Annotated in this window: 10 protein-coding genes and 1 pseudogene; 2 read left to right on the top strand and 9 right to left on the bottom strand. The window is 70.7% G+C overall.

The features are described 5' to 3' along the window. The 9 genes and pseudogenes from HZB25_04735 to recA all read right to left on the bottom strand — a co-directional run. Positions 1-71: hypothetical protein (locus tag HZB25_04735; GenBank protein MBI5836530.1), on the bottom strand; the 71-nt coding region annotated here is incomplete at its 3' end. A gap of 1 nt (position 72) precedes the next feature. Continuing rightward, the gene (alaS, locus tag HZB25_04730; GenBank protein MBI5836529.1) at positions 73-2,844 is read right to left on the bottom strand and encodes an alanine--tRNA ligase; all 2,772 of its coding nucleotides are present in this window, start codon (positions 2,842-2,844) and stop codon (positions 73-75) included. Between the two features lie 34 nt (positions 2,845-2,878). Further along, positions 2,879-3,724 (bottom strand): GNAT family N-acetyltransferase, encoded by an 846-nt coding sequence (locus HZB25_04725; GenBank protein ID MBI5836528.1) that lies wholly within the window; start codon positions 3,722-3,724, stop codon positions 2,879-2,881. A 303-nt stretch (positions 3,725-4,027) separates the two neighbouring features. Continuing rightward, positions 4,028-4,501 (bottom strand): regulatory protein RecX, encoded by a 474-nt coding sequence (locus HZB25_04720; protein ID MBI5836527.1) that lies wholly within the window; start codon positions 4,499-4,501, stop codon positions 4,028-4,030. Between the two features lie 59 nt (positions 4,502-4,560). Further along, a pseudogene (gene acnA / locus HZB25_04715) lies at positions 4,561-7,309 on the bottom strand (aconitate hydratase AcnA). Between the two features lie 212 nt (positions 7,310-7,521). Next, entirely contained in the window at positions 7,522-9,222 is a 1,701-nt protein-coding gene (locus tag HZB25_04710; protein MBI5836526.1) for a peptidoglycan DD-metalloendopeptidase family protein, read from the bottom strand. A gap of 244 nt (positions 9,223-9,466) precedes the next feature. Then, positions 9,467-10,690 carry an L-2-hydroxyglutarate oxidase gene (gene lhgO / locus HZB25_04705; GenBank protein MBI5836525.1) on the bottom strand — a complete coding sequence of 408 codons (1,224 nt, stop codon included), beginning with the start codon at positions 10,688-10,690 and terminating at the stop codon, positions 9,467-9,469. 40 nt (positions 10,691-10,730) lie between these two features. Further along, positions 10,731-12,551, bottom strand: a complete 1,821-nt coding sequence (locus HZB25_04700) for a right-handed parallel beta-helix repeat-containing protein (protein MBI5836524.1) — start codon at positions 12,549-12,551, stop codon at positions 10,731-10,733. Between the two features lie 369 nt (positions 12,552-12,920). Next, on the bottom strand, positions 12,921-14,054 hold the full coding sequence (gene recA / locus HZB25_04695; GenBank protein MBI5836523.1) for a recombinase RecA: 1,134 nt from the start codon (positions 14,052-14,054) through the stop codon (positions 12,921-12,923). 324 nt (positions 14,055-14,378) lie between these two features. Between recA and HZB25_04690 the strand changes: the two genes are divergently transcribed. Both HZB25_04690 and HZB25_04685 read left to right on the top strand, forming a co-directional pair. Next, positions 14,379-14,990, top strand: a complete 612-nt coding sequence (locus HZB25_04690) for a DinB family protein (GenBank protein MBI5836522.1) — start codon at positions 14,379-14,381, stop codon at positions 14,988-14,990. Further along, positions 14,987-15,463: an acyl-CoA thioesterase gene (locus HZB25_04685; GenBank protein MBI5836521.1), complete on the top strand. Its 477-nt coding sequence runs from the start codon at positions 14,987-14,989 to the stop codon at positions 15,461-15,463. The genes HZB25_04690 and HZB25_04685 overlap by 4 nt, the downstream gene beginning before the upstream one ends. The last annotated feature ends 6 nt before the right edge of the window (positions 15,464-15,469 follow it).

The raw sequence follows: 15,469 nt of genomic DNA, 5'->3' as shown, positions 1-15,469 counted from the left end.
TGCTTGGCGCTGGTGTGGGTGATGGGGCGCAGGCGCGTGCCCTTGCCGCCGGAGAGGATCAGTGCCCGCACGTCAGGCCCCCAGCCGTTGGAGTTCGCGCTCCAGGACTTCGCGCGCCTTGTCCTCGATGAGCCCCCACTGCCCGGGGTCCTTCACCCCGGCCAGCGCCTGGTGGGGCTTGCCGCCGCCCTTGCCGCCCGCCGCCGCCGCGATCTCGTTCACCAGCACGTCCGCGCGCAGCCCCGCGCCGACGAGGTCGTCGGTCACCACGGCCACGATCGAGAGCTTGCCGGACACCTCGGAGGCCACCAGCGCGCAGCCGCTCTTCATGCCCTCGCGGGTGCGGTCGCCCACCTCGCGCAGCAGGTTCACCGAGTCGGCCTCCACCTTCAGCACCCGCCATTCGCGGCCGTTCACCGCGCCCTGCCGCCCCGCGGGCGCCGAGTCGGCCCCGGCCATGGCCGCCTTCTTCTGCCGCTCCTGCTCGCGCTTCTTGAGGCTGTCGATCTCCTCGCGCAGCGCCTCCACCCGCGCCGCCACCTGGTCCTCGCGGGTGTTGAGCCGGTGCGCCAATTCCTGTAATAGCCGCCCCCGGGCGCGCACGTGCTCCAGGGCGCCCTCCCCGGTGAGCGCCTCGATGCGCCGCGTGCCGCTGGCGATGCCGGCCTCCGCGGCCAGCAGGAACATGCCGATCTCGCCGGTGCGCGAGACGTGCGTGCCGCCGCACAGCTCGCGCGAAACGTCCTCCCGCCCCCCGGAGCCGGCCACCCGCACCATGCGCACCGTGGCCCCGTACTTCTCGCCGAAGAGCGCCATGGCGCCGGCCGCGCGGGCCTCCTCCAGCGGCTTCACCTCGGTCACCACCGGCAGGTCCTCCAGGACCCACGCGTTCACCATGTCCTCGATGGCCTGCAACTGCGCGGGCCGGGCGGCCTCAAAGTGCGTGTAGTCGAAGCGCAGCCGCTCCGGGGATACCATCGAGCCCGCCTGCCGCACGTGCGTGCCCAGCACCGTGCGCAGCGCCGCGTGAAGCAGGTGCGTGGCGGTGTGGTTGCGGCGGGTGCGGGCGCGGGTGGCATCCACGCTGGCGGAGAGCTCCCCGCCGGCGGCCGCGCGAAGGAAGGCGTCCCGGCCGGCAAGGGCCAGCCCGGCGTGGGCAGCGCGGCCCTCACCCTTTCCCTGCCACGACAGCCCCTTCGCCGGCGCCACGGTCAGCCGGTGGATGATGCTCTCCCCCTCCTTGAACACCGACAGCACGCGGGCGACGGGACCGCCCGGGCTCGCCTCCAGCCAGCCGGTGTCCGTGACCTGTCCCCCGGACTCGGCGTAGAAGGGCGTGCGGTCCAGCACCAGCTCGAGGTCTTCCGGGGCCTGCTCCGCTCCCCCCGCGCGCCACCGGCGCCCGGAAAGACCCGAAGCCTCCATCGACTCGTACCCCAGGAACTCCGAATCCGTTCCCTGCGTCAGCTCCTGCCACGGGTGCGCCGCCAGGTCCTCCTGGCGCGAATCGAACGCGCCCGCCTCCCGGGAGCGCTCGCGCTGCTCCTCCATGGCCTTCTGAAAGCCTGCCTGGTCCACCGTGAAGCCGCGCTCCTCGGCGATCTCCTCGGTGAAGTCGAGCGGGAACCCGTAGGTGTCGTGCAGCACGAACACCTCGGCGCCGGGCAGCACCGCACTCTTCGTGCGGGCGGCGTCCTGCATGAGCTTCTCGAGCCGGCCCATCCCGGATTCGAACGTGGCGGCGAAGCTCTCCTCCTCGCGTGTCAGCACGGCGGCGATGCGCCCGCCCCCGGATTGGATCTCGGGGTAGAACCCGCCGAATTCGCGCACCACCGTGTCCACCGCGCCGGCCAGCCACGCCTGATCCAGGCCCAGCCCGCGCCCGCGCCTCGCGGCGCGGCGCAGCAGCCGCCGCAGCACGTAGCCGCGGCCCTCGTTGCCGGGCATGGTGCCCTCCGCCAGCGCGAAGCACAGTGCCCGAAGGTGATCGGCGATGACGTAGAGGTCCGTGGCGTGCTCGCGGCGGGCCTGCGTGGAAAGTTTCGCGATCTCCGCCACGCGGTCCACCAGCGGGGAAAACAGGTCCGTCTCGAAGATGCTCCGCTTCCCCTGCACCAGCAGCGCCAGGCGCTCCAGGCCCATGCCGGTGTCGATGCCGCGGTTGCGCAGCGGGTTCAGCGTGCCGTCGGGCGCGGCGTCGTACTGCGGGAACACCAGGTTCCAGAATTCCATGTAGCGCGGGCACTCGCAGCCGGGGGCGCACTCCGCCCGGCCGCACGCGCCCGGGGTGTCCGGGCCCAGGTCGTAGTAGATCTCGGAGCACGGGCCGCACGGCCCGGCGCCGCCGGCGGGCCCCCAGAAGTTGTCCGCTCGCCCCAGCGCCACGATGCGCGATTCCGGCAGTCCGATCTTCTTCCACAGCTGGCGCGCCTCGTCGTCCTCGGGGAAGCCGCCTTCGCCGTTGAACACCGAAGCGTGCAGCCGGTCCCGGGGCAGGTCCAGCACCTTGAGGCAGAACTCCCAGGCCCACTCGATGGCTTCGGCCTTGAAGTAATCGCCGAAGGAGAAGTTGCCCAGCATCTCGAAGAAGGTGTCGTGGCGCGGTGTCCGGCCCACCCGCTCGAGGTCGGTCAGTCGGAGGCACTTCTGCACCGAGGTGGCGCGGGTGTAGGGCAGCGAGCCCTCGGCGGTGTACAGCGGCTTGAACTGCACCATCCCCGCCGTGGTGAACAGCAGCGTGGGATCGCCGAGCGGCACCAGGGGCGAGCTGGGCACGTGGGCGTGGCCACGCGCGCGGAAGAAGTCGAGGAATTGCGTGCGGAGCTGCTGCGAGGTCTCTTTCACGGTTCTCCCGGCGGCGCGGCGGCGCGCCCTGGCATCAGCCCTTCACCGCCACCTGGCGGGAGAAGAGCACCGAACGGTAATGGCCCACGTGCCGGAAGCCCACGGTCTCGTAGAGCCGCACGGCCGGCGTGTTGGCCTCGTTGACGTACAGCGTGAGCAGCGGCGCGCGCCCCAGGAGCCCGCGGCACAGCGCGCGCATGGCGTGGGTGCCCACGCCGCGGCCCCTCGCCTCCGGCACGGTGTACACGCCCTCCACCAGCGCCGCGCGGCGGTTCAGGCAGGCGGCCTGCGCCTTGAACAGCAGTCGGCCCCCCTCCTCCCAGACGAACACCAGCCCCTCGTGCACCAGCCACATGATGTAGCGCTCGAGCCCCACGGGGTCCTCCTCGAGCGGGTCCACCCCGCGGTCCTCGCGATCCATGCTGGAGGAGGCGCGCGCCAGCCACGGCAGATCCCCCAGCTCGCTGGCACGCAGCCGGCCCTGGGCCGGAGGCGTCGCGGGCAGGAGGTCCTTCGATTCCATCGCGTAGAGACGGTTTCGACGCAGCCACGTCGGCTCAGGCACCTGGTCGCGGATCCCGGCCCAGAACTCGTCCACCAGTTCGAGCGGTCCGACCACGTAGCGGAGCTCGATGTCCGCGCCGGCCAGCGAACGGGCCAGTTCCCTGCCTCCGGTCCGCGGGCCAAAGGGCACCAGCAGGCGCCCGGTCCGGACGTAGGCCCCGGCGACCGGTGGGTCTCCCAGGACGTGAAAGCCCACGAGGCCGTGATTCTCCAGCTGCGTCAGCAGGAAGCAGTGCTCGACGGGCGCGGCCCGGAACCAGGCCTCCAGAGTGGCCCGGTCCCGCGCCTCCGCGGGGCGCAAATCGTCGTCGCTCATCGGCAGGGATAGTAGCGTAAAGCGGACTGGAATGGAAACTTGGGCCCGCAGGGCGCGAAGTCGCGCCTGCCTGCCCGGTCCCGAACGAGCGGGCTTCCACGCGTGCTCTCTCCCGGAGCATGGGGCACCTCTCAGGGCCCGCTCGTCGGGCCATCCTGGCCCGACTTCGCTGCGGCTGCTCCCTCCTCCGCCTCCTGGCTCCGTCGGTCGCAGACGCACCCTGAGAGGTGCCCCATGCTCCGAGAGAGAGCCTTGCAGAACAACCGTGCGCCTGGCGTCTCAGGTCAGGCAGTCATGCCCGCCCTACGGGGCCAGGGCTTCCCGGATGGCGGCTTCGATGACGTCCAGCCCGAAGCCGCGGCGGGCGAGAACCTGGTAGAGCTTCTGGCGGGCTTCGCGGGGCGGGAGGCCGGCTACCTTCCGGGCGGACTGGCGGACCAGGGACACGGCGCGCTCCAGTTCGGCGGCGCCGCGCTCTTCGCCTTCCAGCTCCTCGAGGGCCTGGCGGGCCAGGGGCTCGGGGACACCCTTCATCCGGAGTTCCTGCATCAGCAGGCGGGTGCCGCGGGGGCGGCTTCCTCGGCCCTTGAGGTAGAGGCGCGCGTACTCCAGGTCGTCGAGGAGATTCACTTCCTCGAGCCGGTCGCACACGGCAGTGATGTCGGCGGGCTCGAAGCCCTTCTCGCGGAGCTTGGTCTCCACCTCGGCGCGGGTGCGGCGGCGGCGCTCCAGGACGCGCAGGGCGGCCTCGCGGACGCGATCGTAGGGTTCGGACATCGGATTCTTCCCCGGGGGAGGCGTCACACTGCCCGCAGCGGCGCGCTCCGCCCCCGCGGCTACTTCTTCAGCAGGTTCCTCAGATGGTTGTGCAGGATGCCGCCGTTCCTGTAGTAGTCCACCTCGATCTGCGTATCGAGGCGCACCACCGCGGTGAAGCTGCCGGCGGTGCCGTCGGGCCGGGTGAACTTCACGTTCACCTGGCCGCGCGGCTTGAGGCCCGCCACCACGCCGGTGACATCGAATGTCTCGGCGCCGGTCAGGCCGAGCGAGTCGGCGCCCTGCCCCTCCCCGTACTGGAGCGGGAGCACCCCCATGCCCACCAGGTTGGAACGGTGGATGCGCTCGTAGCTCTCTGCGATCACCGCCCTCACCCCCAGCAGCAGGGTGCCTTTGGCGGCCCAGTCGCGCGACGAGCCGGTGCCGTATTCCCGGCCCGCCAGCACCAGCAGCGGCACGCCCTCGGCCTGGTACTTCAACGCGGCGTCGTAGATGCTGGTTTTCTCCCCGTCCGGCTGGTGCACGGTGACGTTGCCCTCGCTACCGGGCACCAGCAGGTTCTTGAGCCGGATGTTGGCAAACGTCCCGCGCACCATCACCCGGTCGTTGCCGCGCCGCGAACCGTAGGAGTTGAAGTCCTTCTTCTCCAGCCCCCTCTCCTTCAGGAACCGGCCCGCGGGGCTGTCGGCGGCGATGTCGCCCGCCGGCGAGATGTGGTCGGTGGTGACCGAGTCGCCCACCATCACCAGCACGCGCGCCCCCCGGATGTCCGCGGCCGGCGCAGCCTCGGGCTTGAGGTCCAGGAAGAACGGCGGCTCCTGGATGTACGTGGATTCCGCGTCCCAGAGGTACAGCTCGCCCTCCGGCACCCGGATGGCGTTCCATTTCGCGTTGCCGTCGAAGACGTCGGCGTAGCTGGCCTCGAACATCTCCGGCTTCACCGAAGCGACCTGCGCCTCGGCGATCTCCCGCTGCGTGGGCCAGACGTCCCGGAGGAAGACCGGCTGGCCGTCGGCGCCGGTGCCCAGCGGCTCGATGGCCATGTCAATGTCGGTGGTGCCGGCCAGCGCGTACGCCACCACCAGCGGCGGCGAGGCCAGGTAGTTGGCCTTCACGCTGGGGTGCACCCGGCCCTCGAAGTTGCGGTTGCCGGAGATCACCGCGGCGGCCACCAGCTTCCCGGCCGACACGGCCTGCGCCAGCGCCTCGGGCAGCGGGCCCGAGTTGCCGATGCAGGTGGTGCAGCCGTAGCCCACCACGTGGAAGCCGAGCTGCTCCAGCGCGGGCATCAGCCCCGCCTTGTTCAAGTATTCGGTCACCACCAGCGAGCCCGGCGCCAGGCTGGTCTTTACGCACGCCGGCACCTTGAGCCCGCGCTCCACGGCTCGCTTCGCCAGCAGCCCGGCGGCCAGCATCACCGACGGGTTGGAGGTGTTGGTGCAGGACGTGATGGCGGCGATCACCACCGCGCCGTGGCCCACCGTCACCGGCGTGCCGTTCAGCTTCACCTGTACGGTGCGCGCCACGTCGGCCTCGGGCAGGCCGAAGCCGCGCTCCTTCACCGGTGCGGTGAGCGCCCGCCGGAACGAGGCCTTCATCTCGCGCAGCGCGACGCGGTCCTGCGGGCGCTTGGGTCCCGCCAGGCTGGGCTCCACCGCCCCGAGGTCCAGCTCCAGCATGTCGGTGAACACCGGCGCCGGCGTGGCGTCGGTACGGAACAGGCCCTGTTCCTTCGTGTAGCGCTCCACCAGCGAGGCGGCGGCGGCGCGGCCGGTCCGCTCGAGGAAGGCGAGCGTCTCGGCATCCACCGGGAAGAACCCCATGGTGGCGCCGTACTCGGGTGCCATGTTGGCGATGGTGGCGCGGTCGGGAAGCGAGATCTCCGAGAGGCCCGGGCCGAAGAACTCCACGAACTTGTCCACCACGCCCTTCCTGCGGAGCATCTGGGTGATGGTGAGGGTGAGGTCGGTGGCGGTCACCCCCTCGGGGAGCTTGCCCGAGAGCTTGAAGCCGATCACCTGCGGGGTGAGCATGTACAGCGGCTGGCCCAGCATCACCGCCTCGGCCTCGATGCCGCCCACACCCCAGCCCACCACGCCCAGACCGTTGATCATGGTGGTGTGCGAGTCGGTGCCCACCAGGGTGTCGGGGAACATCACCTTGACCAGGTCCACCGGCACCACCGGGTTTATCCGCCCCGGGTCGCCGCCCGGGCGTTTCACCGCCGCGCGCCAGGTACTCGAGGTTCACCTGGTGGATGATCCCGGTGGCCGGCGGCACCACGCGGAAGTTCCGGAAGGACTTCTGCCCCCAGCGCAGGAACTCGTAGCGCTCGCGGTTGCGCTCGAACTCGATCTCCGCGTTCTTCGCCAGCGCGCCGGGCGAGCCGGCGAAGTCCACCTGCACCGAGTGATCGATGACCAGGTCCACCGGCACCACCGGGTTGATCCGCCCCGGGTCGCCGCCCAGGCGTTTCACCGCGGCGCGCATGGCCGCCAGGTCCACCACGCAGGGCACGCCGGTGAAGTCCTGCAGCACCACCCGCGCGGGCTTGAACGGCAGTTCCACCGCGGCGGGTGCCGTGGCGTTCCAGGTCGCGAGCCGCTTCACGTCCTCCTCGCTCACCTGGTAGCCGTCGCAGTTGCGCAGCGCCGACTCCAGCAGCACGCGGATGGAGAACGGCAGGCGATCCAGGTCGGCGTCCAGCTTCTTCGCCAGCGAGTCCAGCCGGTACAGGTAGGCGGTGCCGCTGCCGGTGTCGAAGGTGGAACGGGTGCCGAACGAGTTGTGCAGAAGGGAAGAAGACATCTCGGGCTACCTTTCTGGGGGACACACAGGGTCGCCCCGGGAAAGTGGCCGCCCCCGGCGTTGCCGCGGGCGCGGCGCGCGGAGGGCTGACTTGGTTGGTCTTCAGATGATAGCGCCCGCTGGCGGGCCGTGGCAAGCGGCTTCGGGGCGGCGGCTTCGGGGCGGCTTCGGGGCGGCTTCGGAGTGCCCGGCGCGGACCGCCGCGCCTCTCCTCACCCCCCCACAACCACGATCTTCAGCGTGGCCTGCCGCACGCCTTCGCGAAGTCGTGCGAAGTACATGCCGGCCGGAACGCGCCGGCCGGAGGTACTGCGAAGATCCCAGGAAGCGGTGCGTCCCGCCTGCGGGGCGCCGCCGCGAACCTCCGCCAGGACCCGGACGCGCCGCCCGGCGACGTCGAGGATCTCCAGGAGGGCCGGCGCGTCTCCGGGCGTGGAGAAGCGCATCGACACGCTCTCCCGGGCGGGGTTGGGGCCTGCCTGCGACAATTGGAGCGGCCCGCCGGGCGCCACGCCGGGCGCCGCGGTCACGCTGTTGAGCGGCTTGGACGGATCCACCACGTGGAACCACGCGGTGTCGGCGCGCCCGGCACCGTCCCGCGCGACCGCCTGGAAGAACATCGAACGGTGCGACTGGGACGATGCCGCGGGCACGGTGAGCACGGAATCGTCCAGCGTCACCCCCGGCGGAGGATTGAGCAGGGCCCACGACACCGGCCCGCCCAGCGGAGAGGCCCGCAGCGTGTCACGCTGATCCACCCCGTTGATCCGAAACGATCGGCTGACTGCCGGCGACACGCGCGGACCGTACACCGTGGAAGCGCCCACCTTCACCTGGATCTGACGCGCCACCGTGCCCGCCCCGGTCAGGATCCGCGCGGTCCAGGTGCCGGTGTCCGACGCGGCCACGTACGGGCTGAAATACACGATGTAGTATCGCCAGTCGAACTTGGCCTTGTACTTGATGGTGTCCGGCCACGAGGCGTGGAGGCTGTTGTCGGGCTTGCGCAGCTCGAAGCGCAGCGTGTCCCCGTCGTTGCCCTGGAACTGGAACCACACCGGCATGAACGGCTCGGTGATCCCGAACACGACCGGCTGGATGAGCCGCTCCAGGAACAGGTCCCGGTCCACGTACCACACGTTGCCGCCGCCGGAGGCCTGGGTGAAGGCGCCCATGTCGTAGATGCGAAGCGGCAGGTTGCCCACGTAGCCCGGCTGCGCGCTCCACAGGCTGGGCTGTGGATTGTAGGTCCCGCTCCACGGGTCCCGCGGCCGGTAGAATCCGCCCGGAAACGAACCGGACTCGAAATGCAGGTGCGGCACCGTGACGTAGCCCGAGGCACCCACCAGCCCCAGCATCTGTCCGCGCTGCACGCTCTCCCCCACGTCGACCGCCGGCGAGAACTTGCGCATGTGGTAGTACCCGGTCACGCCGCCGTCGCCTTCGTCCACGAACACCCAGTTTCCGTCGTCGGGCCAGGGCCAGGAGGTGTTGCGGTCCGCGGTGCGATCGAAGTGCACGCTGCTGACGGTGCCCGGCGCGGCCGCCAGGATTCGCATGCCGCGGTCCATGTCGCGGAACGTGAACAGGGTCATGTCGGTGCCGGCGTGCGTGTCGTAGGCGTTGGCTCCGGCCATGTAGTCGTGGACGCCGGCGGTGCTGTCTTCATCGACGTAGTTCTCCAGCACCACCCGGTCGTGGAGCAGGTTCTCGAGCGGCCACGAATACTGCGGCAGGAGCATCCCCCGCGAGGGCGCGGCGGGGCGGGCGGCACGCGGTGCGAGGGTGTGCGGGCGGGCCTCGGCCTCCGGCTCCGGCACCACGAGGCCCCGAACGACCGGCGCGAGCGCCACCCGCGGCCGGCCGAGCTCACCGGTGTGGCCGGGCCCGGCCAGGGAGAGCCATAGCAGCACGGCCGCAAGGCGCACCATCGGGAACGGGATTGCGGGACCAGGATGCGCGGGGGTGGGGGGCATCCGCACACTTGCGGCGGGAACGCGGGCTTGGCGGGCGAGGAACAAGGCGCGGGGGGCTGGCCGAGACACAGATCTCACCTCGGTGCGGGTCCCGAACGGGACGTTTCAGCGGCCAGCATCTGGATGTGCTCGGGGGATCATATCACGTGCGGGGGCGCAGCGGCGCGGTCTGCTTGCGGCCCTACGGGGTGAACAGTACTTCCGCCTTGCGCGCGATGGCCTCTCCGATGGCCAGGGATGCCGTGGCGGCCGGCGACGGCGCGTTGAGGACGTGCAGGGCGCGCGGCTGGTCCAGGAACTCGAAGTCGTCGAGCAGCCGCCCGTCGGGAGCCACGGCCTGGGCGCGCACGCCGGATCCGCCGGGCGCCAGGTCGTCGCCGCGCAGGTCGGGCAGCAGCCGCTGCAGCGCGCCCACGAAGGCGCCCTTGTCCCAGGAGCGGCGCATCTCCCCCATCCCGGTGCGCCAGTGCCGGGAGACGATCCTGCCGAAGCCGGGGAACCGCACGTACTCCAGCACGTCGCGCAGGTTGAAATCGGTCTTGCGGTAGCCCTCGCGCTTGAAGGCCAGCACCGCGTTGGGCCCGGCCTCCACCCCGCCGCGGGCCATGCGCGTGAAGTGCACCCCCAGGAACGGAAACGCCGGGTCGGGCACCGGGTAGATGAGCGCCTTCACCAGGCCCTCGCGCTCCGGACGGAGCGTGTAGTACTCGCCCCGGAAGGGCACGATGCGCACGCCCGGGTCCGCGCCCAGCATGCGCGCAACGCGGTCGCACATCAGGCCGGCGCAGTTGATCACGCTCTTCGCGCGGAACTCCCCCGCCGGGGTCTGCAGCACCACTTCCGAGCCCGTGGAGTGGGCGGCGCGCAACTCGGCCCCGGTGCGCACCTCGGCGCCGCCGGCGCGGAGCAGGAAGGCCAGCTTCTCGGCCACCAGCGTGAAGTCGATGATGCCGGTCGAGGGCACGTGCAGCGCGGCGATTCCGGCGGCGTGCGGCTCGATCTCGCGCAGCCGCTCCGGGCCAATGCGCTCCACCTGCGGCACGCCGTTGGCCCTGCCGCGCCGCTCCAGCTCGTCCAGCCGCGGCACCTCCGCCTCGCTCACCGCCACGACCACCTTGCCGCACACAGTAAACGGCACCCCGTGCTCGCGGCAGAAGGCGACCATGGACGCCAGCCCCTCGAGGCACAGGCGGGCCTTGGCGGAGCCGGGACGGTAGTACAGGCCGGAGTGGAGCACGCCGCTGTTGTGGGCGGTCTGGTGGGTGGCGACCGCGTCCTCCTTCTCGAGGACCAGCAGGCTCCTGCCCGGAAAGCGGCGGGCCAGCGCGCGCGCGGTGGCCAGGCCTACGATGCCACCGCCGATGACGGCAAAGTCATGGGCGCGGCCGGAGGGATCGGAGGACATAGGTTGTCCATCCTACCACGGCCGCGCCGCCCGTTGTACGTCACTTCACCTTGAGGATTCTCACGGTGGCCTGCCGCGCGCCGGAACTCAACCCGACGAAGTAGATCCCGGTGGGTGCGGGCCGTCCATCCGCGGCGGCTCCATCCCAGCGGGCCTCGTGCTCCCCGGCGCCCGCGTACCCGGACGCCAGCGTCCGGACGAGCCTGCCGGTGGGATCGTAGACGCCCAGCCACACCGGACCCGCCTCCCCCAGGCGGTAACGGAACGCCGTGGCCGAGCGGAACGGATTCGGCCCGCCCGACCGCAGCACGAACCGCGGCCCGTCAACTTCACCCACCCCCACGGCCTTCTGGACCACCATGCATTGCGCGAACTCGGAGGTGTTGGAGTAGACGCCTCCCCCGGCCCAGTCCATCGCCAGTGCGGTCACGAAGTCCCCAGGCACAAGCCCGGTCACGGACACGGTCCAGCCGCCGAGCGGGTCGGGCCAGGCCGAACTCAGCCACAGCTCACCCTCGCCCCAGCCGCTGGGATCGAGCCTGGCGCGGTACACGTGCACCTGGGCGCCGTTGTCGACGATTCCGGTGATCGTGGTCGTGCCCGCGTAGTACACGGCGGTCATCACCAGCGGGCCGTTCAGCTCCTCGTTCGCGCCGGCATCCATGTCCCCGGGGTCGTTCACGGTCACTCCATTGTCACCCAGGTCGATTCCCAGCCCGCCGTTGTCATGGGTGTCGTTCTGGAGATAGGTGTTCTGGTCCGCGTTGTTGGAGCTGGTGGGGTGTTCCCACACGCTGAACCCGGCCAGGAAGTTGTGAGCCACGGTGTTGGTGGTGAAGAGATTCTCCCGGCCGAAGCCGGCGAAGAACGAGCTGGCCTCGAAGATCCCCACGCTAACGCCCCGCCCGCCATTCCCCATCGGGGTGATGCCGTCCGAGGCCACACCGATCAGGTTGCTGGTGATGGAATTGTGGTACGTGTACGAAGGCGGCACCGTGAAGAAGTTCCCGGTGATGTCCACGCCGTTACCGCCGTTGTCCGAGATGACATTCGATTGCAACACGTTGTCGTGCGTGCCCTCGGCCAGCACCACGCCGGACCCGAGGTTGCCGAACGGGTTCATCCCGGTGACATCGGTCCCGATGAAGTTCCTGAGCACCTGGTTGGCCCAGCAGTCCGAGGGCGGGCAGCTGGAGATTTGCACCCCGCAGCGGAAGTTCGTGGAGATGAGGTTGCCGTCCACCAGGTTGTCCCAGCAGTACGTGAGCGGCCCTGGGGTGCACAGGACATCCACCCCCGCCCAGATGTTGCCTCCGGGCTTGCGGCCGTTGCCCGCCGCCACGCCGCCGATGGCGTCGGTACCCACGAAGTTCCCGTGGACCATGTTGCACCGGGTGCCCGGGAGCGGCGTTCCCTGGATGCGGATCCCGTCCCAGTCGAAGTTCATGACCGCCAGGCCCTCGATCCGGTTGAAGGACGACTGCACCCACAGTCCGTGCGACGGGCCCGCCATCAACCCGTCGAGCTGGACCAGGATGGTCGCCGTGGCCGGCGGAGAGGCTCCGGGCGAGGCGCCCGGCTGGCTGTACCCGTCGATCCACACGCTGTCCACGGTGATCACCGGCAGCGGGGAGGTCACGAAGATGGTCTGCATTCCGGCCGCGGGGATCTGGAACAGGATGCGGTGCTGCACGCCGGGCATGGCGTTGGCGAAGGTCAGCGCCTGGCGCAGCGTGAGGGTTCCGGTGACGGGGATCGGGTCTGCGGGATCATCCACCACCCACACGACCGCCTGGACCATGGAGGGAGCCGCCAGCGCCAGGATCGCCAGCAGGCAGCCGCGCAGGAAGTGCGATTTCATGGGGGCACCTTCCTTTCGGAGCGGGTGGAACGGTGCGTCGGAGTGCGCCGGGGTCGCTCTTCGGCGAAGGGAGGAATAGCGAAGGAATGCTCGCTGCAGGAGCCGATCTGCGGATGGAATGGAGCGCGGCCGGTGCCCATGAGCTGCGGGCCTCTCGTACTTGCCCGCATCCGGGCAAGTTCCGCGGGAGCCACCGGCCCACGCAGCCCCGGCCGCCGCCGAAATGCCGACGGCGCGGCCGGCAGGCGTGGCTGGCCCGCCCCACAATGGTACCACCGGGGCAGGCGCAAGTGAATCGCGACGCGCGAAGGGCCGGCTGCGGGGCCGGCCCTTCGTCGAACTCCAAGGTTGGAAACTGCCGCTGCGCAGCTACTTCCGGGCGCGCCCCGCTCCCACCGGCTCGGGTGTCCGGCCGCGATCGGCGACCTTCTCGGCGGCCACCTTCTCCGCCGCCGCCTTCTCCGCCGCGCCGTTGCCCTCGGGCACGCCCGGGCCGCGGCGCACGCCGGCCTTCTTGAGCACCTCGGACTCGATCTTCAGCAGCACCTCCGGGTGCTCCTTCAGGAAGATCCGGGCGCTCTCGCGGCCCTGGCCCACGCGCTCGTCGCCGTAGCTGAACCAGGTGCCGCTCTTCTGCACCACGCCGGCTTCCACGCCCATGTCCAGGATCTCGCCTTCCTTGGAAATGCCCTCGTTGTAGATGATGTCGAACTCGGCCTCGCGGAACGGGGCCGCGACCTTGTTCTTCACCACCTTTACGCGGGTGCGGTTGCCGATCACGCGGTCGCCGTCCTTGAGCGACTGGATGCGCCGGATGTCCAGGCGCACCGAGGCGTAGAACTTCAGCGCCCGGCCACCCGCGGTGGTCTCGGGGTTGCCGAACATCACGCCGATCTGCATCCGGATCTGGTTGATGAAGATCACGCAGGTGTGCGACTTGGAGATGATCCCGGTCAGCTTGCGCAGGGCCTGCGACATGAGGCGGGCCTGCAGCCCCATGTGGCTGTCGCCCATCTCGCCTTCGATCTCGGCCTTGGGCACCAGCGCGGCCACCGAGTCCACCACCAGCACGTCCACCGCTCCGGAGCGCACCAGGTGCTCGGCGATCTCGAGGGCCTCCTCGCCGGTGTCCGGCTGGGCCACGTGGAGGTTCTCCACGTCCACACCCAGCTTCTTGGCGTAGGCCGCGTCCAGCGCGTGCTCGGCGTCCACGAACACGGCGTTACCGCCGGCGCGCTGCGCGTTGGCGATGATCTGCAGCGCCAGGGTGGTCTTGCCCGAGGACTCCGGGCCGTAGATCTCCACCACCCGGCCGCGGGGCACGCCACCGGTGCCGAGCGCGATGTCGAGCCCCAGCGAGCCGGTCGAGATGACGTCCACGGGCACGCTGGCCCGCTCGTCGCCCAGCTTCATGATGGCGCCCTTGCCGAACTGCTTTTCGATCTGTGCCACGGCGAGCTCGAGCGCCTTGGCGCGTTCCTTGGTGGGAACGAACTGCGACATGGAATGCTCCTCGTACAGGGGCAAACACACAGGGGCCTGGGGGCCACCGTCACATCTTTCGAGGGGAACCATCCATGAAACTACGGCCCGCCCGGGGCAGGGTCAAGCTCGTAAAATCCCGTCCGGGCCGCGTCATTGTGCCCGCGCGGGCCCGGGGGCGCCCGGGTTCGATGCGCGGCGCCCGGGCCCGCCGGCAGCCCGCCGCCGTCCTTGACACGGCGCGCGCCGCCCCCGAACATCCGGCCACACCGTCTGGCCGAGACAGCCTCCCGCCGCGCCCGCAGCGCGGCCCGGGACACGAACGCCCACGCGGAAAGGACGTCCATGAAACGGAACACCGCCCACCCCGCCATCCGGGCCTACATCAGGAAGACGCTCGACTTCATCGGCGACAGCGACCCCGTGGCCCTGCTGCGCTCCAACCCGGCGCGCGTCGCGCGCGCGGTGAAGGGCCTCACCCCGACGCAGCTCCAGAAGCGGCCCAGGCCCGGGAAGTGGAGCATCCAGGAGATTCTCGGGCACCTCGCCGACTGCGAAGCCGCCTTCGCGTGGCGTTTTCGCCGCGCCCTGGGCGAGCCCGGTTCGCCCGTCTACGGCTTCGACCAGGAGCGTTGGGCGGCCGCGTTCCACTACCAGCGCATCCCCGCGAAGCGCAGCCTGGCCAACTACGTGAGCGGACGGGCGGCCACGCTGACCGCGATCGAGTTCGCAGGCCCCAGGGCCCGGGCGAAGGCCGGCATCATGCACTCCGAGCGCGGCCGCGAGCCCTTCGACCACCTGTGCCGCATGGCGGCCGGCCACGACCTCAATCACCTCTCCCAGATCCAGGCCATCCGGAAGAAGTTCGGATGGGGCGCGAAGCGCCGCCGCGCCGCCGCGAAGCCCGCGCGCCCGTCCGCCGCGAAGCGCGGGGCGAAGTCCCGGAGGACGAGGTGAGCGCCACCGACAATCCCCCCCGGCCGGCGCCGGGCGCGGCAACCGCGCCCGCGCGCCCGGCCGAAACGGCGGTGGTCGGCATGGACCAGCCGATCTACACGTTCGACATTGATTTCGCCGGGGTGGTCTCCAACATCAACTACCTGAAGTGGTCGGAGATCTGGCGGCTGGAGTTCGCGCGGCGCATGGGCATGACCGTCCCGGACATGCTCAAGGTCGGCCTGCTGCCGCTGATGGTGCGCCACGAGCTGAACTTCCGGCGCGCGCTGCGCTACGGCGAGAGCGCGCGGCTGGAGGGCTGGGTGGAGCGCATCGGCACGTCCTCGGTCACCATGTGGCTGGAGATGCGCGAGGCGGGTAGCGGGGAACTGGCGTGCGAGAATCGGCAGGTGATGGTGATCGTGGATCTGAAGACGCGGCAGCCGGTGCCGATCCCGGATGGGTTTCGCGCGAAGCTGCAGGAGCATATGTAGCTCCAG

The sequence above is a fragment of the Candidatus Eisenbacteria bacterium genome (assembly GCA_016235265.1).
In the GTDB taxonomy this organism is placed as follows: Bacteria; Eisenbacteria; RBG-16-71-46; order RBG-16-71-46; family JACRLI01; genus JACRLI01.
Note: the sequence above shows the minus strand (reverse complement) of the source record. Positions and strands in the feature narration are given on the sequence as shown.